The sequence below is a fragment of the Roseibium aggregatum genome, from assembly GCF_017309185.1.
Taxonomy (GTDB): Bacteria; Pseudomonadota; Alphaproteobacteria; order Rhizobiales; family Stappiaceae; genus Roseibium; species Roseibium aggregatum_B.
Genome location: NZ_JAEKJZ010000002.1, coordinates 595,542 through 621,089, shown reverse-complemented (window position 1 = coordinate 621,089; position 25,548 = coordinate 595,542). Strand labels below are relative to the sequence as shown.

Below are 25,548 nucleotides of genomic sequence, written 5' to 3'. Positions count from 1 at the left end.
GTTTCAGCATTGTTGGTCCGAATGCATGTTTCTTGAATCTTTCCAGACGTTTGGAGTTTGCCGTGTCTATCAGTATTCAGAACAAGCTGTCCCGGATCGCTCCACCGAGGGTCCACCTTTCGCGTGAGGTTGAAGAGGACGGGGCGATCCTCAAAAAGGAAATCCCTTACGTCATTGGTGTTCTTGCGGATTTAACTCAGTCTTCGGAGCATCGGCCGCCCGTTGGGCAGCGTGCCTTTGTCGAGATCGATCGTGGCAACTTCGATGCGGTCATGGCTGAGGTGGCGCCGAGTGTACGTGTGCCTCTGGCCAGCGGTCGGGAAGTCAAGCTCAGTTTTTCGCGCTTGTCGGAGTTCAGTCCGATCCATCTGATCGCACAAGTGCCGGAATTGGCCGATGGGCATCGGCGCGCTCAAAACCTCGGAAGGCTTTTATCTCATCTTGACGGCAATGACGCATTTACCGGTTTTCTGATCAATCTTGCCAAGGACCTGCCTCAAAAACAAAGTCTTATGACTGATATTCAAGCCGGATCCGGCCCGATGCTGGATCGCGTTCTGGAGAAAGGCTTTTTGGCGGCTGCGGGAGATGTACCTGAAGAAAATCTTTCGGCCCTGACTGACGCGCTTCTGTCATTGGAGCCCGCAACGGTTGATCCCTACAAAGACATTCTGGCGCGGATGGACGAGCTGTACGCTGGCCTAAGTCCCGACCTGAATGCCATCTTGCGTCATCCGGCGTTTCAGGCTCAGGAAGCGGTGTGGCGGGGGCTCTGGTTCCTGGTGGCAAATGCGGATACCGGGCCGCGCCTTAAAATTCGCGTTCTGGATGTCTCGAAAAAAGAGCTTCAAGAAGATTTCGCGGCTGCAAAGGAGCCTTCGAAAAGTGCCTTGTATAGCCTGGTGAAGTCGAAGATCTATCGGTTCGGGAACACGGATCCCTTCTCCGTACTGATCGGGTGCTATGAATTCAAGATAAACGAGCAAGACCTCGAACTGCTCGAAGATATCCGTACGATTGCGGCGGAAGCGGTTTGCCCCTTCCTGTCCGCCTTGGCCGTGACATTTCCCGAAACACCGCTTGATGACCGGGAAAAACGGCTTTGGAAGGCGTTTCGCGCAAATCCGGGCGCGGACTTCGTTCATTTGTGCGCCCCGCGCCTCTTGTTGCGTTTGCCCTATGGGGCGAAAACGCTTCAGAGCGAGGTGGTGGGATTTGAGGAAGATGTCTCCGCCGACGGCCCACCGGCGACGTACCTTTGGGGGAGCCCGGTCTGGCATATAGGCGAACGAATTTCCCGGGCCGTGACAAATTTTGGCTGGCCGGCCGCGATCTCGGGGCTGGAGAATGGAGGCTTACTGGAAAATGTTCCGCGTTTGAATGCCGTGGGCTCTGGCCGAAACGAAGCGCTCGAGGTGCCGTTCTCACCCGAGAACGCACAGGCCCTGGACTCTGCAGGTATTGTTACGGCGTCAACCGTAAAGGGGAGTGAGAAGTTAGCGTTTTCAGCGAACGCCAGCGCAGACCCGAAGGCTGCTCAAGTGACGTTGCCCAGGATTCTGACGGCCTCGCGGATAGCCCAATGCGCGCATCTTGTCGTCCGGGAATGCCTGGCGGCATCGGAAACGCTTGAGTCCACGCAGCCTCATGTCGAGACATGGATCTCGCAGTATGTGCTTTTGGACGATACGGCCCCCCGAGAGACAAATGCTGAATATCCCCTGCGGACCGGGCATGTCCGATTGTCGGAAGTGCCGGGTGGTCCGTATCCGCTGTGTGTCGAGGTGACTGTCTTGCCTCACTTCATGCTGCCGAAGTTCGAGGAGGCAGTGCAATTCAAAACCTTCATTCCCGAGGTTGGGGGCGCAGCGTAAGGAACCCTTCGGCAAGACACTGAGGTGTCGGGGCTTTGCTTTCACCGGCAAGACCTGGGCCGGTCGAAGCGTCGCTTCGCAGGATCTGCCGGACATTGTCGGTCTCCCGGCTCCGCGTAACGTGGCCGTGCCGAAATCATGAAAGGGCCGGATCTGGTTCTTTCAACGCCGCGCAGTCGCAGGGCGTTTTCGTTCTCCACAAGTCATTGCAGCCCGGCAAAATTTGCCGCCTGCCGGCCGGTTTCATTCGCAAACCTCCGTAAACCTGCGAATCCGATTCTTCTTTTCTGTCAAGGCTTCATTAAGCATGTTGCGACTAAGGTCGTTCGACGGGGTCGTGCGCGATCAAATCGAGCTGGAATCCATGAGATTCCATTGACCGCCCATGATTTCCCATGGTATCCCATATGTACCCAGAAAGGGGAGTGCAGGCCCATTTCAGCAGGGCTCGGGACAGTGATTTGACGGCTCGGCAGGAGCTGCTTTCGCAAAATGCATGTCCTGGCGGAGTGCCGGCCGTTTCTTTTCTTTCGGGGTTTTTGGGGATTTCCACGGGGTGAAACCCGTTTTGAGGGGTTATGGCCGGTTTCGTTTCTCACTTTACCAACCGGCTGGATGCCAAGGGTCGCGTTTCGATCCCGGCGCCCTTCCGTGCGGTTTTGGCGAGAGATGGTTTTGAAGGTCTTTACTGTATCAAGTCGTCCCATTGTTCCGCCGTCGACGCGGGGGGCAACGAGCTGCTTGCGGAGATCGAAAAGCGCTCGGAAAACTTCATCAAACTGTCCCCGGATCACGATGCACTCGCGATTGCGCTTTTCGGCGAGAGCGAAAACCCGAAGATCGACGGGGATGGGCGCATGACCATTTCCGAAATGATCCGCGACCATACCGGGATCACCGATCAGGTCACCTTTGTCGGGTTGAAGTACAAGTTTCAGATCTGGGAGCCGGAAAAGTTTCGCGAGTACAGCGCGGAGGCCCAGAAGCGCGCGCTCGCGATGTTGTCGGGGCAGGCCCCGGCACCCTCTCAGGGAGAGCCGGTATGATGGCGCTCGGCGACAGGAAGACATCTTCTGCCGCTGGCGGACCCGAGCGCCATGTGCCGGTTCTCCTGGCCGAGGTTCTGGAATGGCTCGCGCCCGAAAGGGGCGCGATTGTCATCGACGGCACATTCGGGGCCGGCGGTTATTCCCGTGCCCTTCTGGAACATGGCGCCACGGTCATCGGCATCGACCGGGACCCGGATGCGATTGCCGGCGGTCAGGACCTGGTCGCGGAGGCACAGGGGCGCCTGATCCTGGTGCCCGGCCGGTTTGCCGATCTCGAGGATCATACCCGGGGTCAGGGGTTTGATGCGGTTGATGGTGTCGTTCTCGATCTCGGCGTGTCCTCCATGCAGCTCGACGAGGCGGAGCGCGGCTTTTCCTTTCTGCGCGACGGGCCGCTCGACATGCGGATGGAGCAGTCGGGCCCGTCCGCGGCGGATGTGGTCAATGAGCTGCCGGTTCGGGACCTTATCCGCATCATCGGTCTCCTGGGTGAGGAGAAGCGGGCGACGTCGGTTGCCCATGCGATCGATAACGCCCGCAAGGAAAAACCGTTCACGCGCACCCTCGATCTGGCGAATCTGATTGAAAAGGTGCTCGGCCGCTCGCCGAAAAAGGCGCAGATCCACCCGGCGACGCGCACGTTCCAGGCGCTTCGGATCTATGTGAACGGCGAACTGCACCAGGCGGCGCAGGCGCTGGGCGCGGCGGAGCGCATCCTGAAGCCCGGCGGGCGGCTTGTTCTGGTGAGCTTTCATTCCCTGGAGGACCGGATCGTGAAGCGGTTCTTTCAGGACCGGACCCGGACCCGCGGTGGCGGGTCCCGTCACATGCCGGAGGAAGAGGTGCCGCCGGCGACGTTCGAAATGCTGACGCGCAAGGCAGTTGAGGCGGGAGCCGCCGAGACAGACGGCAATCCGCGCGCCCGTTCGGCGAAGCTTCGAGCCGGGAAGCGGACCGACGCGCCTGCGCGCGCCTTGGATATTCACACCGTGGGCGTGCCGCGTCTTGCGGAGTTTCACGGGTTAGGGGGCTGAAATGGTTCGGACGCTGAACATCGTGTTCATTCTGGCTGTCGTGATCGGCGCGGCGACCGTTTACGATCTCAAGCTTGCCGCGACAAAGTCCGCCGAAAGGGTTGCCGAACTTCAGCGCGAAATCGATGAGGAGCGGACCGCGATCCGGCATCTGAAGGCGGAATGGAGCCTTTTGAACCAGCCGGACCGGCTTCAGTCTCTTGTCGGCCGATACAACGATTTTCTCCAGCTTGAGCCGTTGGATGTCAAGCAGATCGTCATGCCCGAGGATATTCCGGCCCGTCCGGTGATGCTCGAGCCGATTGGCGGCACAGGCCAGATGGGCGGCTATGCCGGCTCATCGGCGGTTGTCCGGTAAGGAGCCGACCATGACCATGATAAGCGAACCGGCAAGTTTTCTTCAGGTGCGGCGTGCACAGCCCAGGGCTGCTCGGGGATCGGTCTCCTCCAGTGCCGTGAAGTCCAGGGTCTATGTGGCCATGCTGGCCTTCGCCTGCGTCTATCTGGCAATCGGCGGCCGTCTCGTTCTGTTGGCGCAAACGGAAGAAGCGCCTTCCCGGGCATGGATCTCGGCGCAGGATTCGGTCGCTGCCTCGCGTCCGGATCTGATCGACCGGAACGGCGAGATCCTGGCAACGGATATCAAGACGGCTTCACTCTACGCCGAACCGCGCCGGATACTGGACGTGGACGAGGCGGTCGAAGGGCTGATCCGCGCGTTGCCGGATCTCGACGCCAAGATCGTCCGCCAACGGCTGGCAAGCGGTGCCGGTTTCGTCTGGCTGAAGCGGGAGCTGACGCCTCAAAAGGTCGAGCAGATCCACAACCTCGGTCTGCCGGGGATCGGCTTTCTGTCCGAAAACCAGCGTTTTTATCCGGGCGGGCCGACCGCCGGACATATTGTCGGCTCTGTGAACGTCGACAATCAGGGGCTTACGGGCATCGAGAAGTATATCGACAACGAATGGCTGGCCGATCTCCAGTCCCTCGGCTTCGCTTCCGACCGCTCCATGGAGCCGGTGCGTCTTTCCGTCGATCTGAGGGTTCAGCACGTGGTGCGTGACGAACTCGTCAAGGCCATGGACCGCTACAAGGCAATCGCCGCGGCCGGTATCGTGCTCGACGCCAAGACCGGCGAAGTGCTGGCGATGTCCTCGCTTCCGGACTACGACCCGAACGATAGGGCGCAGGCCCTGGACAAGGACCGCTTGAACCGGGCGACCGGCGGCGTGTTCGAAATGGGGTCCGTCTTCAAGACCTTCACCACCGCGATGGCCCTGGATTCGGGTGCCGTTTCCATCAACGACAGCTTCGACGCGACGCGCCCGATCCGGGCCGGCGGGCGCACGATTACCGATTTCCACGGGAAAAACCGGATTCTGTCGGTTCCGGAAATCTTCATTTACTCGTCCAACATCGGCACGGCGAAAATGATGCTGGCGACCGGTATCGCGCGGCAGAGGGAGTTTCTGGGGCGGCTGCATCTGACCGAGCGGTTGAAGACGGAACTGCCGGAAAACGCGGCGCCGCTGCTGCCGCCGAAATGGAACGAGCTTGCCGCCATGACGATTTCCTTCGGGCATGGAATTTCGGTCACGCCGATGCAGACCGCGGTGGCCGCCGCGGCTCTGGTGAATGGTGGGACGCTGTTGACGCCGAGCTTCCTTCCGCGCACGCCGGAACAGGTGCAAGCCGCTGGAAAACAAGTCATTTCCGAGGAAACAAGCCGGATGATGCGTTACCTCTTCCGTCTCAATGTCCTGTCCGGGTCCGGCCGTCGCGCCGATGTGCCAGGCTATACGGTTGGCGGCAAGACGGGAACCGCGGAAAAAATCGAGAACGGCCGGTACGTCAGCAACAAGCGGCGCAATTCTTTCCTTTCGGCTTTCCCGATGGACGACCCGCGTTACGTCGTTCTGGTTGTTATCGACGAACCCAAGCCGGAGCGGCAGGGCATCGGCGCGACCGCAGGTCTGAACGCGGCGCCGGCGGTCGGCGCGATCATCAGACGCTCGGCTCCGATGCTCGGCGTGATGCCTCGCTTCGGCAAGGGGGATGAACCGATCGAGATTTCCTATTAGAGGGGAAGACGATATCAGGGAGCATTGATCGCCGGCGGGGTCGCAGCCGGAAACCGGCGTTCTGGAATGCCTGGAATGACGACGCACAAACCGGATGATCGGGTGACATGGATCTAGACTATCTGGCCGCCGGCTTCATGCTGCCGGACACGGCAAAGGGTAAGAAGATTACGGGACTGACGGCGGACAGCCGCGTCGTCGGGCCCGATTTTCTGTTCGCCGCCTTGAAGGGCGCTTCGGTCGACGGAACCCGGTTCGCACCCAATGCGGCCGCGGCCGGCGCGGCCGCCATCCTGTGCGCGGAAGACGCGATCGGGCAGGTGCGCGCGATGGTGCCTGAAACGGTTGTCGTCATCGGAGCGCAGGAACCGCGGCAGGCGCTGGCGAAGATGGCGGCGCGTTTCTATGGCCGTCAGCCGGATACGATCGTTGCGGTCACCGGAACGGCGGGAAAGACCTCCGTTGCACATTTCGCCCGTCAGATTTTTCAGTCGGCCGGACATCCGGCCGCCAGTCTCGGGACGCTCGGTACGATCAAGCCGGGCGGAGAGTCCTATGGCGGCCTGACGACACCGGATCCGGTCGCTCTTCAAAAAGAACTCTCCGCGCTTGCCGCCGAAGGTATCGACTACGTCGCGCTGGAAGCTTCTTCCCACGGCCTGGATCAACACCGGCTCGACGGCGTACATCTGACCGCGGCGGCGTTTACCAACCTCGGCCGCGACCACATGGACTACCACCCGACAATCGAGGACTATCTGCAAGCCAAGTTGCGGCTGTTTGCGGATTTGCTTCCCGCAGGCGGAACGGTGGTCGTCGACCCAGGCGAAAAATACGCCGATCGTGTCCTGGCGGTCGCGGCGGAGCAGGGGCATCCCGTACTGACCGTCGGCGAGACCGGCAAGGATGTCAGGCTGACAGGGTTGCGTCCCTCAGGCGCGGGGCAGCTTCTCACCCTCGAGACCGCCCGCGGCGAATACAAGGTGTTTTTGCCCCTGATCGGCCGGTTCCAGGTTTCCAACGCTCTTGTCGCGGCCGGTCTCGCCATTGCCGCCGGCATCGACACGGGCGCGGTCATGCGGGCGCTCGAAAACCTGAAAGGCGCGCCGGGCCGTCTGGAACTTGCCGGTAAAACGAAGGACGGCGGGCTGGTCTTCGTCGATTATGCGCACAAGCCGGACGCGCTGGACAATGCGCTCGCGTCGCTGAAACCGTTCACGCAAGGCAAGCTTGGCGTTGTCATCGGAGCGGGCGGGGACCGCGACCCCGGCAAGCGCGAGCTGATGGGAGCCGCCGCCGCCCGCCATGCCGATCTTGTCATCGTCACGGACGACAATCCGCGCTCGGAGAACCCGGCCGAGATCCGCAAGGCCGTCCTGAGCGGCGCGCCGGGCGCGCTTGAAATCGGCGACCGCTACGAGGCCATCGCCGAGGGGGTCCGCAGGCTGAACGCGGGCGATATTCTGTGTGTAGCCGGAAAAGGCCACGAAACGGGCCAGATTGTTGGGGACACAGTGATTCCGTTTTCGGACCATGAAGCCGTCGCACGCGCGATCAGTGTTGAAGGAAACCCATGAGCGACCCGCTTTGGACATTGAGCGAATTTGTTGAAGCCGCCGGTGGCCGAGTGAAAGGCGAGGCGGGGTCGGAAATCGGCGGGATCTCGATCGACAGCAGGACACTTCAGCCCGGAGACGCCTTTGTCGCCATCAAGGGCGACCGGCTGGACGGTCACGACTATGTCGCCGCGGCGCTGGAGGCAGGCGCGGCGCTTGCTCTGGTTGGCGAACAAAAGCTGTCGGAGCTGCCCGCCGATGGACGCTACGTTGTGGTCCCGGATCCTCTGGATGCCCTGCGCAAACTCGCGATCGCGGCCAGGGCGCGCACGAATGCTCGCATCGTGGCGGTCACCGGGTCCGTTGGCAAGACCGGCACGAAGGAAGCGCTCAGATTGACCCTTGAACCCTCGGGCAAGGTGCATGCGTCCGTCGCCTCCTTCAACAATCACTGGGGTGTGCCGCTGACCCTGGCTCGCATGCCGGCGGACGCGGACTACGGCGTGTTCGAGATCGGCATGAACCATCCGGGCGAAATCACCCCGCTGGTCAGGATGGTGCGCCCGCATGTGGCGGTCATCACCACGGTCCAGCCGGTTCACCTGGAGTTTTTCGAATCGGTTGAGAAGATCGCCCAGGCAAAGGCGGAAATCTTCGACGGTCTCGAGCCGGGCGGCATTGCGATCCTGAACAGGGACAATCTGCAGTTCGATCTTCTCAGATTCCTGGCGGCGACCGCGGGGGTGCCCGAGATACACACCTTCGGCGAGACACCGTCCGCCGACAGTCATGTGCGCAATGTTGCAAGCTATCCGTCCGGGTCCAGTGTCGATGCGGTGATCCTGGGTCAGGAAATCACTTACAAGATTGGCGCGGCCGGCAAGCATCACGTGAAAAACAGTCTGGCGGTGTTGACCGCGGTTTGCGACCTGGGCGCGGATCTCGCCAAGGCGGGGCTCGCCCTGGACGAGATGCGGGCGCCCAAGGGGCGGGGCGAAGTGAACAGATTGCCTCTCAAGGGAGGAGAGCTGTTCCTGATCGATGAGAGCTACAACGCCAATCCGGCGTCCATGCGCGCGGCTCTTGCCGTTCTTGGCGAGGCGCCCGTCAAGCGCCCCGGCCGGCGGATCGCGGTGATTGGCGACATGCGCGAACTCGGCGCGGAGGCGGACCGCCTGCATGCGCAACTGGCTCAGCCGATCGGAGAGGCCGGAATCGATGCCGTCTATTGCGCCGGACCGCACATGCATGCGCTCTGGGAAGAACTTCCACAGAAATTGCGCTGCCATTACGCGGAAGACGCAAAAGGTTTGGAAGACGTGCTTGTGAGCGATGTTCGCCCCGGCGATGTTGTTATGATCAAAGGGTCGCTCGGAACGCGTATGGGGCCCCTTGTCGAGGCCTTGAAAAAAGAATATCCGCCAGCGGACGATACCGCTGCGGCGTAAGGGGCAACCGATGTTTTATTTTCTTGGCCAGTTTGCAGATCAGATTTCAGCGCTGAATGTTTTCCGCTACATCACGTTCCGGACCGGCGGAGCGATCATGACGGCGTTGTTTTTCGTGTTCCTTTTCGGACCGAAAATCATCGCCAGCCTGCGACTGCGCCAGGGGCACGGCCAGCCGATCCGCTCCGACGGTCCCGAAAGCCATCTTCTGACCAAGAAGGGCACGCCGACGATGGGCGGTCTGATGATCCTGTCCGGTGCCCTTGTTGCCGCGCTGTTGTGGGCGGATCTGTCCAACCCCTATGTCTGGGTGGTGATCGGGGTAACGCTCGGCTTCGGATCCATCGGTTTTTACGACGACTACCTCAAGGTGACCAAATCGTCCCACAAGGGTTTCGGCGGCAAGGCCAGGCTGGGTCTGGAGTTCGTGATCGCGGCGCTCGCGGCCTTTGCTGTGACGCTGCTCGATTCTTCCGAGTACTCCGAAGCAATCGCCTTTCCCTTCATCAAGGAATTCACGCTCAATCTCGGGCTGATCTTCATCCCCTTCGCCGCGATCGTCATGGTCGGGGCCGGCAACGCGGTCAATCTGACCGACGGTCTCGACGGCCTTGCGATCGTTCCGGTCATGATTGCCTGCGCCTCTTTCGGACTGATTGCCTATCTTTCGGGGAACGCGGTTTTCGCAAACTACCTGCAGATCCATCACGTGGCCGGAACGGGGGAGCTTGCGGTTCTTTGCGGTGCCGTGATCGGAGCCGGGCTCGGGTTTCTCTGGTTCAACGCGCCGCCGGCCGCGATCTTCATGGGCGACACCGGATCGCTTGCGCTCGGAGGAATGATCGGCGCCATCGCGGTCGCCACGAAACACGAGATCGTTCTCGCGATCATCGGCGGCCTGTTCGTGCTTGAGGCGGTTTCCGTCATCGTTCAGGTGATTTCCTTCAAGCTGACCGGCAAGCGCGTGTTCCGCATGGCGCCGATCCATCATCATTTCGAGATCCTGGGCTGGACCGAAAGCCAGGTGGTGATCCGCTTCTGGATCATCTCGGTGGTCCTTGCCCTGATCGGCCTTGCCACACTGAAACTGAGGTAGGCCGCATGATCCCAGTCACCACATTCAAGGACAGAAAAGTCGCCTTGTTCGGGCTCGGCGGATCCGGCCTGTCGACGGCGCGGGCCTTGAAGGCGGGTGGCGCGGATGTGGTGTGTTTCGACGACAATGCGGCTCGGGTTGAGGCGGCCGCCCTGGAAGGCCTTGCCACGAGAGACCTGAGAGACCTGGAGTGGGACGGGGTCGCGGCGTTGGTGCTTGCGCCGGGCGTGCCGCTCACTCATCCGGAACCGCACTGGTCCGCTGTCCTTGCACGGGACGCCGGCGTTGAAATCATAGGCGATGTCGAGCTCTTCTGCCGCGAGCGGCGCCAGGTCTGTCCGGCGGCGCCCCTGATCGCGATTACCGGCACCAACGGAAAATCGACAACGACCGCGCTGATAGCCCACCTGCTGAAGGTGCTCGGCCGCGACGTTCAGATGGGAGGCAACATCGGCACACCCGTTCTGGACCTTGAGCCGCCGCAGCCGGGGCGGCACTACGTCATCGAATGCTCTTCCTATCAGATCGACCTGGCGCCGACGCTTGACGCGACAGTCGGCGTTCACCTGAACCTTTCGCCGGATCACCTTGACCGGCACGGTTCCATGGAAAATTACGCCGCAATCAAGGAACGCCTGGTCGCGGGAGCCAAGGTGGCGGTTGTCGGCGTTGACGACCTGATGTCGTCCTCGATCGCCGACAGGCTTGAACTTGCGCGCAAACCGGTCTGCCGGATCGCCGGCGAGCGGGAACTGACCAACGGTCTCTACGCGCGGTACGACCGGCTGTACGAGGCGAAGGACGGCGCCCAGCATGAAGTCGCGCTTCTTGGCGGCATCGACAGCCTGCGCGGCGACCACAATGGGCAGAACGCGGCCGCAGCCGCGGCCACGCTTCGCGCGCTGGAACTTCCGGCGGAGAAGATCGCCGAGGCGCTGAAATCCTTTCCAGGCCTTCATCACCGCATGGAGGTCGTGGACAGGCGCGGGCGTATCCTGTTCATCAACGATTCCAAGGCGACCAACGCGGATGCCGCGGCGCGGGCCCTGTCCAGTTTCGACCGGATCTACTGGATCGCGGGCGGACGGGCGAAAGCGGGCGGGATTTCCTCGCTCGACAATTATTTTCCCAGGATTGCAAAGACATTTCTGATCGGAGAAGCGGCGGGCGACTTCGCCAAGACCCTGGACGGGCGGGTGCCCTACAAAGTCTGCGGAACATTGCCCCAGGCGGTCGCGGACGCCGCGGCCGAGGCGGCGGAAGACGAGGCTGCGGAAATCGCCATCCTGCTGTCTCCCGCCTGTGCGAGCTTCGACCAGTTTCCGAATTTCGAATTGCGGGGCGCAGCTTTTGTAGACGCGGTGCGTGCCTTGCCTGATGCTGAAAACAATCAGGAGGTGGCGTAATGGTGTCGCGCGCGGATCGCAGCCGGTTTGCCGAATGGCTCTGGACCGTGGATCACTACCTGCTTGCCGCTTTCGGTATTCTGATGGTCGGAGGCGTGGTCCTGTCGTTCGCCGCCAGTCCTCCGGTGGCGGAACGGATCGGCGTCGAGACCTTCTTCTTCGTCAAACGTCAGTCGCTCTTTCTGCTGCCCGCCATCGCGGTCATGCTTGGCGCCTCGCTCATGACACCGCGCATGGTGCGGCGGGCGGCACTGATCCTCTTCGTCGTGTCGCTTGTCTTGATGGTCGCCACACTGTTCGTGGGCCTGGAAGCCAAGGGCGCGCGTCGCTGGATCTACCTCGCGGGCTTCTCCATTCAGCCGTCCGAATTCCTCAAGCCCGCGTTTGTCGTGCTGATCGCGTTTCTCCTTTCGGAAAGCGGGCGGCGGCGCGAAGTTCCGGGCGTTCTGTTCGCCTTTGTCCTGTTCGCCATCTGCGCAGCCCTTCTGATCGCACAGCCGGATTTCGGTCAGACCATGCTTCTGGGGCTGGTCTGGGCGGGATTGTTTTTCCTCAACGGGATCTCGTGGCTGATCATCATGGCGCTCGGCGTGGTCGGCATCGCCGGATTGTTCGCCGCCTACGCCTTTCTGCCGCACGTTACCAACCGGGTGGACCGGTTCCTCGACCCAAGCTCCGGAGATACGTTCCAGGTCGACACCGCGATGGATTCCTTTCTGGCCGGGGGCTGGTTCGGGCGCGGTCCGGGCGAGGGCACGGTGAAGCGGATTCTTCCCGACAGCCACACGGATTTCATCTTCGCGGTGGTCGGCGAGGAATTCGGTGTCGTCGTCTGCCTGCTGCTGGTCTCCGTGTTCGCCTTTATCGTCCTGCGCGGCCTCAATCACGCCAGCCGGGATCAGGACGCCTTCAGCCGGCTGGCAACTGCGGGGCTGGTTGTCCTGTTCGGCCTTCAGGCAACGATCAATCTGGCCGTGAACCTTCATTTGATGCCTTCAAAGGGCATGACCCTGCCATTTATTTCCTACGGCGGATCGTCTCTGCTGTCCTCCGCCATGACCGCCGGCGCCATTCTGGCCCTGACCCGCAAACGGCCACGGCCGACCCGCGGTGACGTCGTCACAGTGAGCCGGCTTTCACCTTCTTCTTTGATGTAACTTTTCGACCGGTTTTATGAGCAAGACAGTGTTACTGACGGCCGGCGGTACAGGCGGCCACCTTTTTCCCGCTCAGGCGCTGGCAAGCGAACTGAACCGGCGCGGCTGGACCGTGGAGCTTGCCACGGACGAGCGCGCCGACAAATACGGTACGGCCTTTCCCGCCCGGAAAGTCCATATCATCGCGTCGGAGACCATCCGCGGACGCAATCCGGTTTCCCTTGCCCGCACCGGTTTCAGCTTGTTGCGCGGAATGCTGCAGGCTCGCGCCGTGATAAAGGCCTTGAAGCCGGACGTGGTTGCGGGGTTCGGCGGTTATCCGACCTTTCCGCCGATGTTCGCCGCTCGCCTGACCGGGACACCGTCGATCCTGCATGAGGCCAATGGCGTCATGGGCCGGGCCAACAGGCTGCTTGCCAAGGGTGTCACGGCAATCGCCACCAGTGTGCCGATCGCGGATTTGCCTGCTGCCTTGTCAGGCAAACTGGTCGAAACCGGCAATCCCGTGCGGGACACCGTGCTGGACGCCGCCGGACTGCCTTACACGCCGCCGGAAGCCGGTGGTGAGTTCAAGCTTCTGGTTTTTGGCGGTTCGCAAGGCGCCAGGTTCTTTTCCGACCTCTTGCCGCCCGCGCTGCAGTTGCTTGACGAGGAAACCCGCGCGAGACTGCGCATCGTCCAGCAATGCCGGCCAGAAGACATGGAGCGTGTGCAGGCGGTCTACGCGGAATTGGGAATTGCCTCAGAATGCGCGCCGTTTTTCCAGGACATGCCTCAACGGATCGCACTGGCGCATCTGGTGCTCTGCCGGTCGGGAGCCTCCACGGTCAGCGAACTCAGCGTGCTGGGGCGGCCCGCCATCCTCGTGCCGCTGCCCGGTGCGATCGATCAGGATCAGGCGGCCAATGCCAAGGTTCTGGAACAGGTGGGCGGTGCTTGGCCGATCCGGCAGGCGGACCTCACTCCGGACCGGCTTTCCAGGGAAATTTCCCGTTTCATGAATGCGCCGGAGATGCTTGCGCAGGCGGCGGAAAAGGCGCGGGGCGTGGCGAAGCCGGATGCGGTGAAGCGTCTTGCCGATCTGGTTGAAACGGTTGCGGCAACAAGAGCGAATTAAGACAAGGGAGAACGGCCATGAAGATGCCGCAGGATATCGGCCCGGTGCATTTCGTCGGCATAGGGGGCATCGGCATGAGCGGCATCGCGGAGGTGCTGAAGACGCTCGGCTATCAGGTTCAGGGCTCCGACATGGCGGAAAACGCCAATGTGCAGCGCTTGCGCGCACACGGAATTGACGTCGCAGTCGGCCACAGCGCGGACAATCTGGGCGAGGCCGAGGTGCTGGTCGTATCCTCGGCCATCAGGAAGGACAATCCGGAGCTGGTCGCGGCCCGCGAAAGGCTGATCCCCGTGGTGCGGCGGGCGGAAATGCTGGCTGAACTGATGCGCTTCAAACAGGCGATCGCGGTCGGCGGCACCCATGGCAAGACAACCACCACGTCCATGGTGGCGGCGCTGCTCGATGCAGGCGGGCTCGATCCGACGGTGATCAACGGCGGCATCATCAATGCCTATGGCACCAATGCCCGCATGGGCGAAGGCGACTGGATGGTGGTCGAGGCCGACGAGAGCGACGGCACTTTCGTCAAGCTGCCGGCCGACGTCGCCATCGTCACCAATATCGATCCCGAACACCTCGATCACTATGGCGACTTCGCCGGTGTCCGGGCGGCCTTCCGCCAGTTCGTGGAAAACGTGCCCTTTTACGGTTTCGCCGTCATGTGCCTGGATCACCCGGAAGTCCAGACGATGATCGGTACGATCGAGGACCGGCGGGTCGTGACCTACGGCACCAACCCGCAGGCCGACGTGCGCTTTTCCGATGTTTCGATGGATGGTGGAAAGTCGACCTTCTCGGTGACGATCCGCGACCGGCGCAGCAGCGAAACCATCGAACTGCGCAATCTGGTCCTGCCGATGCCCGGCCTTCACAATGTCTCCAACGCAACGGCGGCGATTGCGGTGGCGTCGCAGCTCGGCGTCGGTCCGGAGGCGATCCAGAAGGGAATATCCGCCTTCGGTGGCGTCAAGCGCCGGTTCACGCATACAGGGACGGTCAATGGCGTTCAGATTTTCGACGATTACGGCCACCACCCGGTGGAGATCAGGGCGGTCCTGCATGCAGCCAGGGAATCGACTTCCGGCAAGGTGATCGCCGTGATGCAGCCGCATCGCTATTCCCGTCTCCACAGCCTGTTCGACGATTTCTCGAACTGCTTCAACGATGCCGACGCTGTCGTGATTGCTCCGGTCTATGCGGCCGGCGAGCAGCCCATCGAAGGCGCCTCGCACACCGATCTCGTCTCCGGCCTCAAGACCAGGGGGCACAGAAACGTTCAGGCCGTCGGCGGTCCGGAAGAGCTGCCCGGCTTGATACGGAAACTGGCGGAGCCGGGCGACTTCGTGGTCTGTCTCGGAGCCGGCAACATCACCCAATGGGCCTATGCATTGCCGAAACAGCTTGAAGAGGCTTGAGGAGGGGGCATGGACTTTCCCGATCTTCTTGAACGCTATCCGGAGCTGGGTCAGGATACGCGCGGAAAACTCACCGCCAATCAGCGTCTGTCGACCGTTACCTGGTTCCGCACCGGCGGTCCGGCGCAGCTCATGTTCCAGCCCGCCGACGAGGAGGACCTTGCAACCTTCCTTGAAAAGCTGCCCCGGGAAGTTCCGGTTCTGCCGGTCGGTCTCGGATCCAACCTGCTGATCAGGGATGGAGGCCTTGAGGGCGTTGTGATCCGTCTGAGCGCAAGGGGCTTCGGGGCGATTGAGGAGATCGGAAACAACCGGTTGAAGGCCGGCGCCGCCGTTCCCGACAAGCGTCTGGCCGAGGCCGCGGCGAAAGCGGGACTTGGCGGCTTCGCGTTCTACAACGGCATTCCCGGAGGGCTCGGCGGCGCCCTGCGCATGAACGCTGGCGCCCACGGAACCGAAACCCGGGAGCGCATGGTCGAACTCACCGCCTACGACCGGGGCGGCAACCGGCACGTTCTGACCAATGCGGACATGGGCTATGCCTACCGGCATTCCGATGCACCCGGGGATCTGATCTTCACGTCCGCCGTCTTCGAAGGCGAACCGCGGAACGAAGAGGCGATCCGCCAGGAAATGGCCGACGTGACCGCGCACCGGGAAAGGGCTCAGCCGATCCGCGAGAAAACCGGCGGATCGACCTTCAAGAACCCTCCGGGGACATCCGCCTGGAAGGAAGTCGATGCCGCGGGATGCCGCGGCCTGACCGTCGGTGGGGCGCAAATGTCGGAAATGCACTGCAATTTCATGATCAACACGGGCAACGCGACCGGTCACGACCTGGAACTTCTGGGGGAGACCGTGCGGGCCCGCGTTCTCAAGCACAGCGGCATCCGGCTCGAATGGGAAATCAAACGTCTCGGAGCGTTCGGCCCGGAAGGGGCGGTCGAACCGTTTTTGGGACAGGAAGGGGAGGCTGCTTAGATGGCCAGAAAACATGTTGCCGTCCTGATGGGCGGCTGGGTCCACGAACGTCCGGTCAGCCTTTCCAGCGGCAAGGACTGTGCGGATGCACTCGAGGAGGCAGGGTTCCAGGTGACCCGTGTCGATGTGGACCGGAACATCTCCGCAGTCCTGAAGGAATTGAAGCCCGACGTGGCGTTCAACGCCCTTCACGGCCCTTACGGGGAAGACGGTTGCATTCAGGGAATTTTAGAATTTCTTAACATCCCCTACACGCATTCCGGAGTGATGGCTTCCAGCCTTGCGATGAACAAGATCAAGGCCAAGGCGGTGATGGCGGCGGCCGGTATTCCGGTCACCGAACACCTCATCGTGAACCGTCACGAGATCCGCAACGAACACCCGATGAAGCCGCCCTACGTGCTGAAGCCGATCAATGAAGGTTCGAGCTTCGGAGTGCTGATTGTCAAGGAAGATCAGGCATTTCCGCCGCAGGAGCTCAGCCGGGAGGACTGGCCTTATCCGGATGTTCTCATGTGCGAAAGGTTCATTCCCGGACGGGAGCTGACCTGCGCGGTCATGAACGACACGGCCCTCGGTGTAATAGACATCGTTCCGCAGGGGCATGGCTTCTACGACTACGACGCAAAATATGTTGAAGGCGGATCAAAACACATTCTTCCTGCAAAAATTTCACCGATTGTTTACCAAAACATAGAGACACTAGCAGTCAGGGCGCATCAGGCGTTGGATTGCCGGGGAGTTTCCCGGGCCGATTTCCGTTTCGACGAACGCGAGGACGGAACCGGCGAACTGATCTGCCTTGAAGTGAACACGCAGCCAGGCATGACGCCGACTTCTCTTGTGCCGGAAATGGCGGCTCACAAGGGGATGAGTTTCAAGGACCTGGTAACTTGGATGGTTGAGGACGCGAGTTGCTGTCGCTAGGGTTCAAACAGGACCGGAATACGTTGACCCCGCTGGAGGCCGAACTGGCGCCGCGCGGGCGCGGCGTCGCGCGTTTGCACCGGCAGCCGGTGTGGCGGTCCGCCGGCCGTCTGGCGGAGCTGCCGCGCTGGACGGGCTCTGCCGCCGCGCTGGGGTTCTTAACCTTAACCATTGGTTATGGAATAGTCATAGGCGGCCATGGCCGCATGGTCTCCGAGGCGCTTTTGTCCGCAGCGGGCTTCGGTGTCGAGGCGGTCAAGCTTTCCGGGCAGCGGGAAATCAACGAGTTTCAGATCCTCGAGGCTCTGGAGATCCACGAAGGATCTTCCCTGGCTCTGTTCGACGCGGCGGCCGCGCGGGAGCGCCTGAGCCGGATGGCCTGGGTCAAAAACGCTTCGGTGATGAAACTTTACCCGAGCACGCTCCAGATCAATATCGAGGAACGTGTGCCCTATGCCCTCTGGCAGCGTGGCGACCTCGTATCTATCGTCAACGAGGCGGGCGATGTGATCACGGACGAGGTGGACGGCCGCTACGCCAACCTCCTGCTGGTGGTCAATCACGGCGCGCAGCGCCGGGCCGGGGAAATCAATACGGCGCTGGACAAAGTGCCTGAGCTTCGCCCGCGCGTGCGCGCGGCGTTTCTGATCAGCGACCGGCGCTGGGATCTGCAGCTTGAAAACGGCATCTCCATTCGGTTGCCGCAAGAAAACATGGATGCGGCCCTGGCCGACATAGTGTCCATGGACAAGGAAAACGGACTGTTGTCGCGAGACATTGTTGCCATCGATATGCGCCTTCCCGACCGGGTGAGCGTGCGGCTTTCGGACGAAGCGGCCGAGCAGCGCAAGATCATGACCGGCGGGCGCGGTGGAACCGGCAAGAAGGAGCGCGATACATGAGCCGCGCCTCCAGCCATCTCTACCTGCCCAAGATGCGGCCGCTGCCGAGCCGCCGCTCCGTCATCATGTCCGTGCTCGACGTCGGTTCGACCAAGATCTGCTGCCTGATCGCCAAGCTTGTTCCCTGCGAGGAAAAGGCGATCCTGTCCAGCCGCTCCCACAAGGTGGAAGTGCTTGGTTACGGCTATCAGCGTTCGCGCGGCATCAAGTCGGGCGTGGTCGTCGACATGGATGCCGCCGAGCATGCGATCCGTCTGGCCGTGGACAGCGCCGAACGCATGGCAGGTGTGACGGTGGAATCTCTGATCGCCAATATCAGCTGCGGCCGCCTGCAGAGCGAGATCTACAGTGCCAGCGTGCCGCTGGCCGGCGACAGCGTCTCGGAAGCCGATATTCAACGGGTTCTGTCCGCCGGATCGTCCCATTCGGTGACCGACGGCCGTGCGGTGACCCATGCGCTGCCGATTTCCTATGCGCTGGACGGCAGCCGGGGCATTCGCGATCCGCGCGGCATGATGGGTCATAAACTCGGCGTCGAAATGCAGGTCGTGACTGCGGAAGTCCCGCCGGTCCGCAACCTGGAACTCTGTATCAACCGCGGTCACCTTCATGTAGAGACCCTGGTGGCGACGCCGTTTGCCAGCGGTCTTTCCACCATCGTCGACGACGAGGCGGAGCTTGGCGTTGCCTGCATCGACATGGGCGGCGGCACGACGACGCTCTCTGTCTTCGTCGACGGCCACATGGTGCATCTCGATGCGATTGCCGTCGGCGGAAATCACGTCACGACGGATATCGCGCGCGCTTTCGCAACGCGCCTGCAGGACGCGGAGCGTCTTAAAACCCTTTACGGCTCGCCGCTGGCGTCCAGCTCCGACGACCGTGACATGCTCACGGTGCCGCCGCTGGAATCCGACAGCGACCTGCCGAACCAGATCCCGCGCTCGGCGCTGACCCGGGTCATCCGCCCGCGTGTGGAAGAAATCCTTGAACTCGTAAGAGATCGGCTGACGGCGTCCGGTTTTGCCGGGCGTGTGGGCAAGCAGATCGTACTGACAGGGGGCGCTAGTCAGTTGACGGGTCTTGGAGAAGTTGCGCGTCACATTCTGGGGCGCAACGTCCGTCTTGGCCGGCCGTTAGGTGTCGCCGGTCTTCCCGAGGCTGCCAAAGGACCGGCATTTGCCGCTGCCGTCGGCCTCTTGATTTATCCGCAAGTCGCTCAGATCGAACAGTTCGAACACAAGAACCGTCGATCGGGGTGGAGCGGGCAATCTGGTTACCTGGCCCGTGTCGGTCAGTGGATCAGGGAAAGCTTCTGACGACATGAGCCATCAAGACGACAACCAGGAAATGAATCTGCCGGTACCGGCAGTGGAAATTAGGGAAGAAGAGGGTTCTCCCGTAACGGGGGTGCCAGTGGGTCGCGAGGAAAATATGACCATCAACCTGAAGATGCCCGACATTCAGGAGCTGAAGCCGCGCATTACGGTCTTCGGCGTCGGCGGCGCGGGCGGAAACGCCGTCAATAACATGATCACAGCAGGTCTCCAGGGGTGCGACTTCGTCGTGGCCAACACGGATGCCCAGGCACTGGCCATGAACCAGTCCGACCGGCTCGTCCAGATGGGCGTCGCCGTGACGGAAGGTCTCGGGGCCGGATCCCAGCCGGAGGTCGGCTCTGCCGCGGCTGAGGAAGTGATCGACGAGATCAACGATCACCTGTCCGGTTCGCATATGGTGTTCATCACCGCCGGCATGGGCGGCGGCACCGGCACCGGCGCTGCTCCCGTCATTGCCCGCGCGGCGCGCGAACAGGGTATCCTGACGGTCGGCGTGGTCACCAAGCCGTTCCAGTTCGAGGGTGCCCGGCGCATGCGGATTGCCGACAGCGGTATCGACGAGCTGCAACGCAATGTCGATACACTGATTGTCATTCCGAACCAGAACCTGTTCCGGATCGCCAACGCGCAGACCACCTTCGCCGACGCTTTCGCGATGGCCGACCAGGTGCTTTACTCCGGCGTGGCCTGCATCACCGATCTGATGGTCAAGGAAGGTCTCATCAACCTCGACTTCGCCGATGTGCGCTCCGTGATGCGCGGCATGGGCAAGGCGATGATGGGGACCGGCGAGGCCAGCGGCGAGAAACGCGCGCAACAGGCCGCGGAAGCCGCCATCGCCAACCCGCTTCTGGACGAATCCTCCATGAAGGGGGCGAAGGGCCTGCTCATCTCGATCACCGGCGGCAACGATCTGACGCTGTTCGAGGTGGACGAAGCCGCGACCCGTATCCGTGAGGAAGTCGACAGCGACGCCAACATCATTCTCGGCGCGACCTTCGATGAAACGCTGGATGGCATCATCCGCGTCTCCGTCGTGGCAACGGGGATCGACCGGGAGGAGGGCGAAATGGCCGCTTCCTTTCCGACCCCGGCCGCCCGCACCCTGAAGCCCGAGGCGAAGGAACCTGCCTACACGCCGGAAATCACGACCGCCAAATCCAGCTTTGCCGCGGAACAGGCGAAAGCGGACGATGCGGCCGCCAAAGCCGTCGCCAGCCTGGAACGGGAACTGGCAATTCCGGACCCGCAGCCGGTCGCCGTCGCTTCCGATCCGGATGTCGAGATCAAGCGTGTTCAGCCCGCAAGCGGCGATCTTTCGTCCAAGTCCTCGATGATGGATCTGGAAGAGGATACGCCTTCTTCCGTTGTTGAGGACACACCGGTCAGCGAACCGTATATTCCGCCTCAGGCCGAGGAGCACAGCCCGGCGCCGCGCATGCCGCGGGTCGAGGATTTTCCGCCGATCGCGCAGCGTGAAATCCGGGCGCAGCAGGCGCCTGTCGCGGCCAAACCGGTTCAGCCTCAGTTCAGCGCTCCGCAACCGGAAGCCGCTCCGGCCCGGCCCGCGGCTCCGTCTGCCGTCTTTGACGAGCACGACGAGGAAGACCGCCGTCCCATGGGACTGCTGCGCCGTCTTGCCAGCGGACTTGGCCGCCGGGAGGACGAGGAAGAGCATGAGGAGGAGGCTCCGGTCGCCCGGTCCGCTCCGCAGATGCAGGCTGCGCCCGCGCCCGCGCCGCGTGCCCCGCAGCCTCGTCCGGCCGCGCAAGGGGCCACCGGTCAGTTGGACGGAACCGGCCGCGCCGCGCCGAAGCCGTTGAACGCGGCCGATGACGAACAGTTGGAAATTCCGGCGTTCCTGCGCCGGCAGGCCAACTGATTTCAAGCGATCTTCTTCCCTGATCGCGGCAGCCCGAAGCTCACGCTTCGGGCTGTTTTTGTAACATGGGATGAAATGATATTTGAAAACAGATACTTATGTGTCTGTGGATCGTTACAAAGCGTAATAAAGCTTTATTTCGTTCTCTTTGCGAACAAGACTATGTTGCCCCCAACACGCGATCGTTAAAAGTTCGTAGACGGATTGATTCAAGTCCACGGCTTTTTCGATTGCAAACCGGAAGGGCTGGGGTTCATGACCACATTTGTTGATCGACAGACAACGCTTGCCGAGCAGGTAACCCTGACGGGGATCGGTGTCCACTCGGGCAAGCCTGCATCGATCACTCTGGTACCGGCCGAAGCTTGCGTAGGGATTGTGTTCACCCGCACGGACCAGGACAGTGGCAGTGAAATTCCGGCCCACTGGAGCAAGGTTACGGCAACCTCTCTTTCCACGGTTCTCGGAGACCCTTCAGCGGACGGCGTCGCGACCGTGGAACACCTGATGGCCGCCTTGGCCGGCATGGGCGTCGATAATGTGATCGTTGAAATCGACGGTCCGGAAATGCCGATCATGGACGGCAGCAGCTCGGTCTTCGTCGAAGCCATCGAGCAGGTCGGGCTCAAGCAGCTGGACCGGGGCCGCCGGTACCTCAAGATCAAGAAGTCCGTCCGGATCGACAATGGCAGCGCCTGGTGCGAACTGCACCCTTACGACGGGACGAAGTTCGATATCACGATCGATTTCGAGACGCCGTTGATCGGCCGCCAGCGGTTCGAGTCCGACATGACCCCCTCCGTCTTTCGCGAAGACCTGTCTCGCGCCCGGACCTTCGGAAACGTCAAGGATGTCGAGCAGCTCTGGAAAATGGGCTTTGCACTCGGGTCTTCGCTGGAGAATTCCGTCGCGATTTCCGACGACAAGGTTCTGAACCCGGAAGGCACACGCTGGCCGGATGAGTTCGCCCGCCACAAAGCACTGGATGCCGTGGGGGATCTGGCGCTGGCCGGACTGCCGATCCTCGGGCTTTACCGGTCCTTCAAGGGCGGTCACAAGATGAACCACGCCATCCTGGTGAAGCTGTTCGAAGACACCAGCGCGTTCGAAATCGTCGAGGCGCCTGCCTTTCGTCAGGTGGGGCAGGTCGATAAGGGCGGTCTTGCGGCGGCTGCGGCTTTCGGGCCGGACGTGTCCTGAGGAGCCGGTTCCCGGTCATTCGTGATTTGGTGCCGTCCGTCCATTTGTGCGGAAATCCGTGCAATTTGTTCCTATTGCCATAAAATTGCTTAAAAAAACCGTCAGATCGCCGATGGGGACGTGACGGGGACGATGAATTTCCGCTACACACTCCTGTCGAAATTTGCGTGCCCGGTCAATGATCTTTGGTAGGGGCCGAACGTTGGACCGGAAGCGGCTCGGGAGTATGAGCGTGAATGGAATGAACACTGGTTCTGAAGAAGACGGAACCAAGCGCATGAAACTCTTTTTCAAGGTCGCCGTCCTGGCGCTGCCGATCGCGCTGGCCGCTTGCAGTGGCAAGGACGAGCTTGACGAACTTGCGCTCAACGAAACGCCGCCGGAAGTGCTCTACAACGAGGGCCTTGCGTTGCGGGCCCAGGGAAAACTGCGCGACTCGACACAAAAGTTCGAAGAACTCGACAAGCTCTATCCCTATTCGGAATATTCCAAGAAATCGCTCGTGAACCTTGCGTATCTCAACTATTCGCGCGGCAACTACACGGAAACGGTTACTGCTGCGAAACGATATGTGACGCTTTATCCGGGCGACGAGAACTCCGCCTACATGCTCTATCTCGCCGGACAGAGTTATTTCCATCAGATGCCGGACATCACACGGGATCAGGCGGTGACCAAAAAAGCCGCGAGCGCCTTCAACGAACTGATCCAGCGCTACCCCGATTCCGAGTATATCTCGGACGCGGAAGAGAAGCTGCGGATCGTCAAGGATCAGCTCGGCGGCAAGGAAATGCAGGTTGGGCGCTACTATCTCAAGAAGCGCAACTACATTGCCGCAATCAACCGCTTCAAGTCCGTGGTTCTCGATTACCAGACCACGAGGCACGTCGAGGAGGCGCTGTTCCGTCTGACGGAATGTTACTATGCGCTTGGCGTCATCAACGAGGCGCAGACCGCAGCCGCGGTGCTCGGTCACAACTACCCCGACACCGCCTGGTACAAGGACGCCTATTCGCTGTTGAACAAGGGAGGCTACGAGCCTTCCGAAAACAGCGGCAGCTGGATCAGCCGCGCGTTCAGGAGCATCTGAGCCCGCTGGCGTCCGCCAGCGCCACCCAAGCGACAAGTTCGAACCGTTTGGACGGGTGAAAGGGTTTCCGGAGGTGGTTGCAGCGCTTTGCAGGCGGTGGCGACCGCTTCAAGCGCTCTGGCCGCGATCCTCTCTGGCTGATCAATTGGGGTATAATCCGCTTCGGGTGATATACGGTTCTGGAAAGACGACACGCTCCTCCTATATGGTGGACCGCGCTTTGGACCAAGCGGCCGCGATAGTGTCTCATCTGATGGGACAAAGTTCCGGTTGCCTGGTATCAGTCTAAGGAGCCTGCATTTTATGCTAGCGACGCTGTCCATCCGAGATATCGTTCTGATCGACCGTCTCGATCTCGATTTTTCCTCCGGCATGTCGGTTCTGACAGGCGAGACCGGGGCCGGTAAATCCATCCTTCTCGATTCGCTGTCTCTGGCGCTCGGGGCGCGCGGCGATGCGGGGCTGGTGCGCCATGGCGAGGCTCAGGGACAGGTCACCGCGGTCTTTGACGTTGTTGCAGCCCATCCGGTCCGCGCGCTGTTGAAGGAAAACGACGTTCAGGACGAGGGCGACATCATTCTGCGCCGAATTCAGACGTCGGATGGCCGCACGCGCGCGTTCATAAACGACCAGCCGGTCAGCGCCGGGCTGATGCGGCAGGCCGGAGCGCTTCTGGTCGAGATCCACGGTCAGCATGATGACCGGGCGCTCGTCGATCCGGATAGCCACCGGGAGCTCATCGATGTCTTCGGTGGACTGTCTGCGGACGCGACCGCCGTGGCAAAGGCGTACACGGCCTTCAGAGCCGCGGAAAAGGCTGTGAGCGATCACGAACAGCGGATTGAAGCGGCCCGAAACGAAGCCGACTACCTGCGGGCTTCCGTGGCCGAATTGTCGAAACTGAAGCCGGAACGGGGTGAGGAGGAGGACCTCGCCAATCGCCGCACGGACATGATGAAGGTGGAAAAGATCGCGGGCGATCTCAACGAAGCCTTCGAGACCCTGAACGGTACGGCTTCGCCGATCCCGGAACTTGCCAGTCTGCTGCGCCGGCTCGAGAGGAAGGCCGATGATGTTCCGCATCTGCTTGGCCAGCCGGTGCGTTCGCTTTCCGAAGCCCTGGACCTGCTGGAAGAAACCCGGGGCGGGCTGGAAAGCGCATTGCGGCAAACGGAATACGATCCGCACGAACTGGAGAGCGTGGAGGAACGTCTTTTCGCTTTACGGGCGGCTTCCCGGAAGTATTCCGTGCCTGTCGATGAACTGGCCGTGTTGTGCGAGCGCATGGCCGGAGACCTCTCCGATCTCGATGCGGGCGAGGACAAGCTGGCGGCGCTTGTGAATTCGGCTGCCAAAGCGAAACAGGACTATGACAGGAAAGCCGCCGGGCTTTCGCAAAAGCGGCAAAAATCCGCGCAGGCGCTGGCAAAGGCCGTTGAGGCGGAATTGCCGGACCTGAAGCTGGAACGGGCAAGGTTTATCGTCGATTTCAAGAGCGATCCGGAAAGCCGGGGGCGAACCGGGATCGATCAGCTGGAATTTCATGTTCAAACCAACCCGGGGACACGGCCCGGCCCGATGATGAAAGTCGCTTCGGGTGGGGAATTGTCGCGCTTTCTGCTGGCGCTGAAGGTGTCGCTCGCCGACAAGGGCTCGGCGCCCACGCTCGTGTTTGACGAAATCGATACGGGAGTCGGGGGAGCGGTCGCGGAGGCGATTGGCCTCAGGCTCGCCCGGCTGGCGTCAAGTGTTCAGGTGCTGACGGTCACCCACGCCCCACAGGTGGCTGCTCGCGCCGCCGGCCATTTCCTGATCGCCAAGGAAGCGACCAAGCCGGACAGGGTTGCCACCCGGGTTCAGCGCATCGACGAGGGGCACAGGAAAGAGGAAATCGCACGCATGCTCGCGGGCAGCGTGATCACCGAGGAAGCCCGTGCGGCGGCGGGCCGGCTTCTCACGGAAACGGCGGGATAATGCTCCCGCCGTTCTT

The 25,548-nt window shown here is 61.7% G+C and carries 20 protein-coding genes; all 20 read left to right on the top strand.

Features of this window, described 5'->3' with window-relative positions; all coding sequences use genetic code 11:
- Positions 1–62: 62 nt before the first annotated feature.
- The 20 genes from JF539_RS15005 (at position 63) to recN (ending at position 25,532) form a co-directional block, all read left to right on the top strand.
- Positions 63–1,874 carry a type VI secretion system contractile sheath domain-containing protein gene (locus tag JF539_RS15005; RefSeq protein WP_207141471.1) on the top strand — a complete coding sequence of 604 codons (1,812 nt, stop codon included), beginning with the start codon at positions 63–65 and terminating at the stop codon, positions 1,872–1,874.
- A gap of 578 nt (positions 1,875–2,452) precedes the next feature.
- A complete protein-coding gene (locus JF539_RS15000) occupies positions 2,453–2,920 on the top strand; it encodes a division/cell wall cluster transcriptional repressor MraZ (protein WP_207141470.1) in 468 nt (155 codons plus the stop codon).
- On the top strand, positions 2,917–3,957 hold the full coding sequence (rsmH, locus tag JF539_RS14995) for a 16S rRNA (cytosine(1402)-N(4))-methyltransferase RsmH (protein WP_207141469.1): 1,041 nt from the start codon (positions 2,917–2,919) through the stop codon (positions 3,955–3,957). The genes JF539_RS15000 and rsmH overlap by 4 nt, the downstream gene beginning before the upstream one ends.
- Position 3,958: 1 nt before the next feature.
- The gene (ftsL, locus tag JF539_RS14990) at positions 3,959–4,315 is read left to right on the top strand and encodes a cell division protein FtsL (protein WP_207141468.1); all 357 of its coding nucleotides are present in this window, start codon (positions 3,959–3,961) and stop codon (positions 4,313–4,315) included.
- A gap of 10 nt (positions 4,316–4,325) precedes the next feature.
- Positions 4,326–6,038: a peptidoglycan D,D-transpeptidase FtsI family protein gene (locus JF539_RS14985; protein ID WP_207141467.1), complete on the top strand. Its 1,713-nt coding sequence runs from the start codon at positions 4,326–4,328 to the stop codon at positions 6,036–6,038.
- A 107-nt stretch (positions 6,039–6,145) separates the two neighbouring features.
- The gene (locus JF539_RS14980; protein WP_207141466.1) at positions 6,146–7,615 is read left to right on the top strand and encodes a UDP-N-acetylmuramoyl-L-alanyl-D-glutamate--2,6-diaminopimelate ligase; all 1,470 of its coding nucleotides are present in this window, start codon (positions 6,146–6,148) and stop codon (positions 7,613–7,615) included.
- A complete protein-coding gene (locus tag JF539_RS14975) occupies positions 7,612–9,042 on the top strand; it encodes a UDP-N-acetylmuramoylalanyl-D-glutamyl-2,6-diaminopimelate--D-alanyl-D-alanine ligase (protein ID WP_207141465.1) in 1,431 nt (476 codons plus the stop codon). Before JF539_RS14980 ends, JF539_RS14975 begins: the two co-directional genes overlap by 4 nt.
- A gap of 10 nt (positions 9,043–9,052) precedes the next feature.
- A complete protein-coding gene (gene mraY, locus JF539_RS14970; protein ID WP_207141464.1) occupies positions 9,053–10,138 on the top strand; it encodes a phospho-N-acetylmuramoyl-pentapeptide-transferase in 1,086 nt (361 codons plus the stop codon).
- 5 nt (positions 10,139–10,143) lie between these two features.
- Positions 10,144–11,544, top strand: a complete 1,401-nt coding sequence (gene murD, locus JF539_RS14965; RefSeq protein ID WP_207141463.1) for a UDP-N-acetylmuramoyl-L-alanine--D-glutamate ligase — start codon at positions 10,144–10,146, stop codon at positions 11,542–11,544.
- On the top strand, positions 11,544–12,701 hold the full coding sequence (ftsW, locus tag JF539_RS14960; protein ID WP_207141462.1) for a putative lipid II flippase FtsW: 1,158 nt from the start codon (positions 11,544–11,546) through the stop codon (positions 12,699–12,701). The genes murD and ftsW overlap by 1 nt, the downstream gene beginning before the upstream one ends.
- Before the next feature lie 16 nt (positions 12,702–12,717).
- A complete protein-coding gene (gene murG / locus JF539_RS14955) occupies positions 12,718–13,818 on the top strand; it encodes an undecaprenyldiphospho-muramoylpentapeptide beta-N-acetylglucosaminyltransferase (protein WP_207141461.1) in 1,101 nt (366 codons plus the stop codon).
- Positions 13,819–13,835: 17 nt separating this feature from the next.
- A complete protein-coding gene (gene murC / locus JF539_RS14950) occupies positions 13,836–15,236 on the top strand; it encodes a UDP-N-acetylmuramate--L-alanine ligase (RefSeq protein WP_207141460.1) in 1,401 nt (466 codons plus the stop codon).
- A gap of 9 nt (positions 15,237–15,245) precedes the next feature.
- Entirely contained in the window at positions 15,246–16,217 is a 972-nt protein-coding gene (gene murB, locus JF539_RS14945; RefSeq protein WP_207141459.1) for a UDP-N-acetylmuramate dehydrogenase, read from the top strand.
- Positions 16,218–17,144 carry a D-alanine--D-alanine ligase gene (locus JF539_RS14940; RefSeq protein WP_207141458.1) on the top strand — a complete coding sequence of 309 codons (927 nt, stop codon included), beginning with the start codon at positions 16,218–16,220 and terminating at the stop codon, positions 17,142–17,144.
- Between the two features lie 23 nt (positions 17,145–17,167).
- A complete protein-coding gene (locus JF539_RS14935) occupies positions 17,168–18,046 on the top strand; it encodes a cell division protein FtsQ/DivIB (protein WP_209017300.1) in 879 nt (292 codons plus the stop codon).
- Positions 18,043–19,365, top strand: coding sequence for a cell division protein FtsA (gene ftsA, locus JF539_RS14930; protein WP_207141456.1), 1,323 nt, complete (start codon positions 18,043–18,045; stop codon positions 19,363–19,365). The genes JF539_RS14935 and ftsA overlap by 4 nt, the downstream gene beginning before the upstream one ends.
- A 115-nt stretch (positions 19,366–19,480) precedes the next feature.
- Positions 19,481–21,268: a cell division protein FtsZ gene (gene ftsZ / locus JF539_RS14925; RefSeq protein ID WP_207141455.1), complete on the top strand. Its 1,788-nt coding sequence runs from the start codon at positions 19,481–19,483 to the stop codon at positions 21,266–21,268.
- Positions 21,269–21,523: 255 nt separating this feature from the next.
- Positions 21,524–22,468 carry a UDP-3-O-acyl-N-acetylglucosamine deacetylase gene (lpxC, locus tag JF539_RS14920; RefSeq protein WP_207141454.1) on the top strand — a complete coding sequence of 315 codons (945 nt, stop codon included), beginning with the start codon at positions 21,524–21,526 and terminating at the stop codon, positions 22,466–22,468.
- 277 nt (positions 22,469–22,745) lie between these two features.
- Positions 22,746–23,558: an outer membrane protein assembly factor BamD gene (locus JF539_RS14915; RefSeq protein ID WP_207141556.1), complete on the top strand. Its 813-nt coding sequence runs from the start codon at positions 22,746–22,748 to the stop codon at positions 23,556–23,558.
- Positions 23,559–23,861: 303 nt separating this feature from the next.
- Positions 23,862–25,532 (top strand): DNA repair protein RecN, encoded by a 1,671-nt coding sequence (gene recN, locus JF539_RS14910; RefSeq protein WP_207141453.1) that lies wholly within the window; start codon positions 23,862–23,864, stop codon positions 25,530–25,532.
- The last annotated feature ends 16 nt before the right edge of the window (positions 25,533–25,548 follow it).

Excerpts from the sequence above, each read along its gene's own strand:
- murB (WP_207141459.1), top strand. The coding sequence starts at position 15,246 with ATGGACTTTCCCGATCTTCTTGAACGCTATCCGGAGCTGGGTCAGGAT.
- ftsW (WP_207141462.1), top strand. The coding sequence starts at position 11,544 with ATGGTGTCGCGCGCGGATCGCAGCCGGTTTGCCGAATGGCTCTGGACC.
- ftsA (WP_207141456.1), top strand. The coding sequence starts at position 18,043 with ATGAGCCGCGCCTCCAGCCATCTCTACCTGCCCAAGATGCGGCCGCTG.
- ftsZ (WP_207141455.1), top strand. The coding sequence starts at position 19,481 with ATGACCATCAACCTGAAGATGCCCGACATTCAGGAGCTGAAGCCGCGC.
- JF539_RS15000 (WP_207141470.1), top strand. The coding sequence starts at position 2,453 with ATGGCCGGTTTCGTTTCTCACTTTACCAACCGGCTGGATGCCAAGGGT.
- JF539_RS14980 (WP_207141466.1), top strand. The coding sequence starts at position 6,146 with ATGGATCTAGACTATCTGGCCGCCGGCTTCATGCTGCCGGACACGGCA.
- murD (WP_207141463.1), top strand. The coding sequence starts at position 10,144 with ATGATCCCAGTCACCACATTCAAGGACAGAAAAGTCGCCTTGTTCGGG.
- ftsL (WP_207141468.1), top strand. The coding sequence starts at position 3,959 with ATGGTTCGGACGCTGAACATCGTGTTCATTCTGGCTGTCGTGATCGGC.
- recN (WP_207141453.1), top strand. The coding sequence starts at position 23,862 with ATGCTAGCGACGCTGTCCATCCGAGATATCGTTCTGATCGACCGTCTC.
- JF539_RS14985 (WP_207141467.1), top strand. The coding sequence starts at position 4,326 with ATGACCATGATAAGCGAACCGGCAAGTTTTCTTCAGGTGCGGCGTGCA.
- JF539_RS14975 (WP_207141465.1), top strand. The coding sequence starts at position 7,612 with ATGAGCGACCCGCTTTGGACATTGAGCGAATTTGTTGAAGCCGCCGGT.
- JF539_RS14915 (WP_207141556.1), top strand. The coding sequence starts at position 22,746 with ATGAAACTCTTTTTCAAGGTCGCCGTCCTGGCGCTGCCGATCGCGCTG.
- lpxC (WP_207141454.1), top strand. The coding sequence starts at position 21,524 with ATGACCACATTTGTTGATCGACAGACAACGCTTGCCGAGCAGGTAACC.
- murC (WP_207141460.1), top strand. The coding sequence starts at position 13,836 with ATGAAGATGCCGCAGGATATCGGCCCGGTGCATTTCGTCGGCATAGGG.
- murG (WP_207141461.1), top strand. The coding sequence starts at position 12,718 with ATGAGCAAGACAGTGTTACTGACGGCCGGCGGTACAGGCGGCCACCTT.
- JF539_RS14940 (WP_207141458.1), top strand. The coding sequence starts at position 16,218 with ATGGCCAGAAAACATGTTGCCGTCCTGATGGGCGGCTGGGTCCACGAA.
- rsmH (WP_207141469.1), top strand. The coding sequence starts at position 2,917 with ATGATGGCGCTCGGCGACAGGAAGACATCTTCTGCCGCTGGCGGACCC.
- mraY (WP_207141464.1), top strand. The coding sequence starts at position 9,053 with ATGTTTTATTTTCTTGGCCAGTTTGCAGATCAGATTTCAGCGCTGAAT.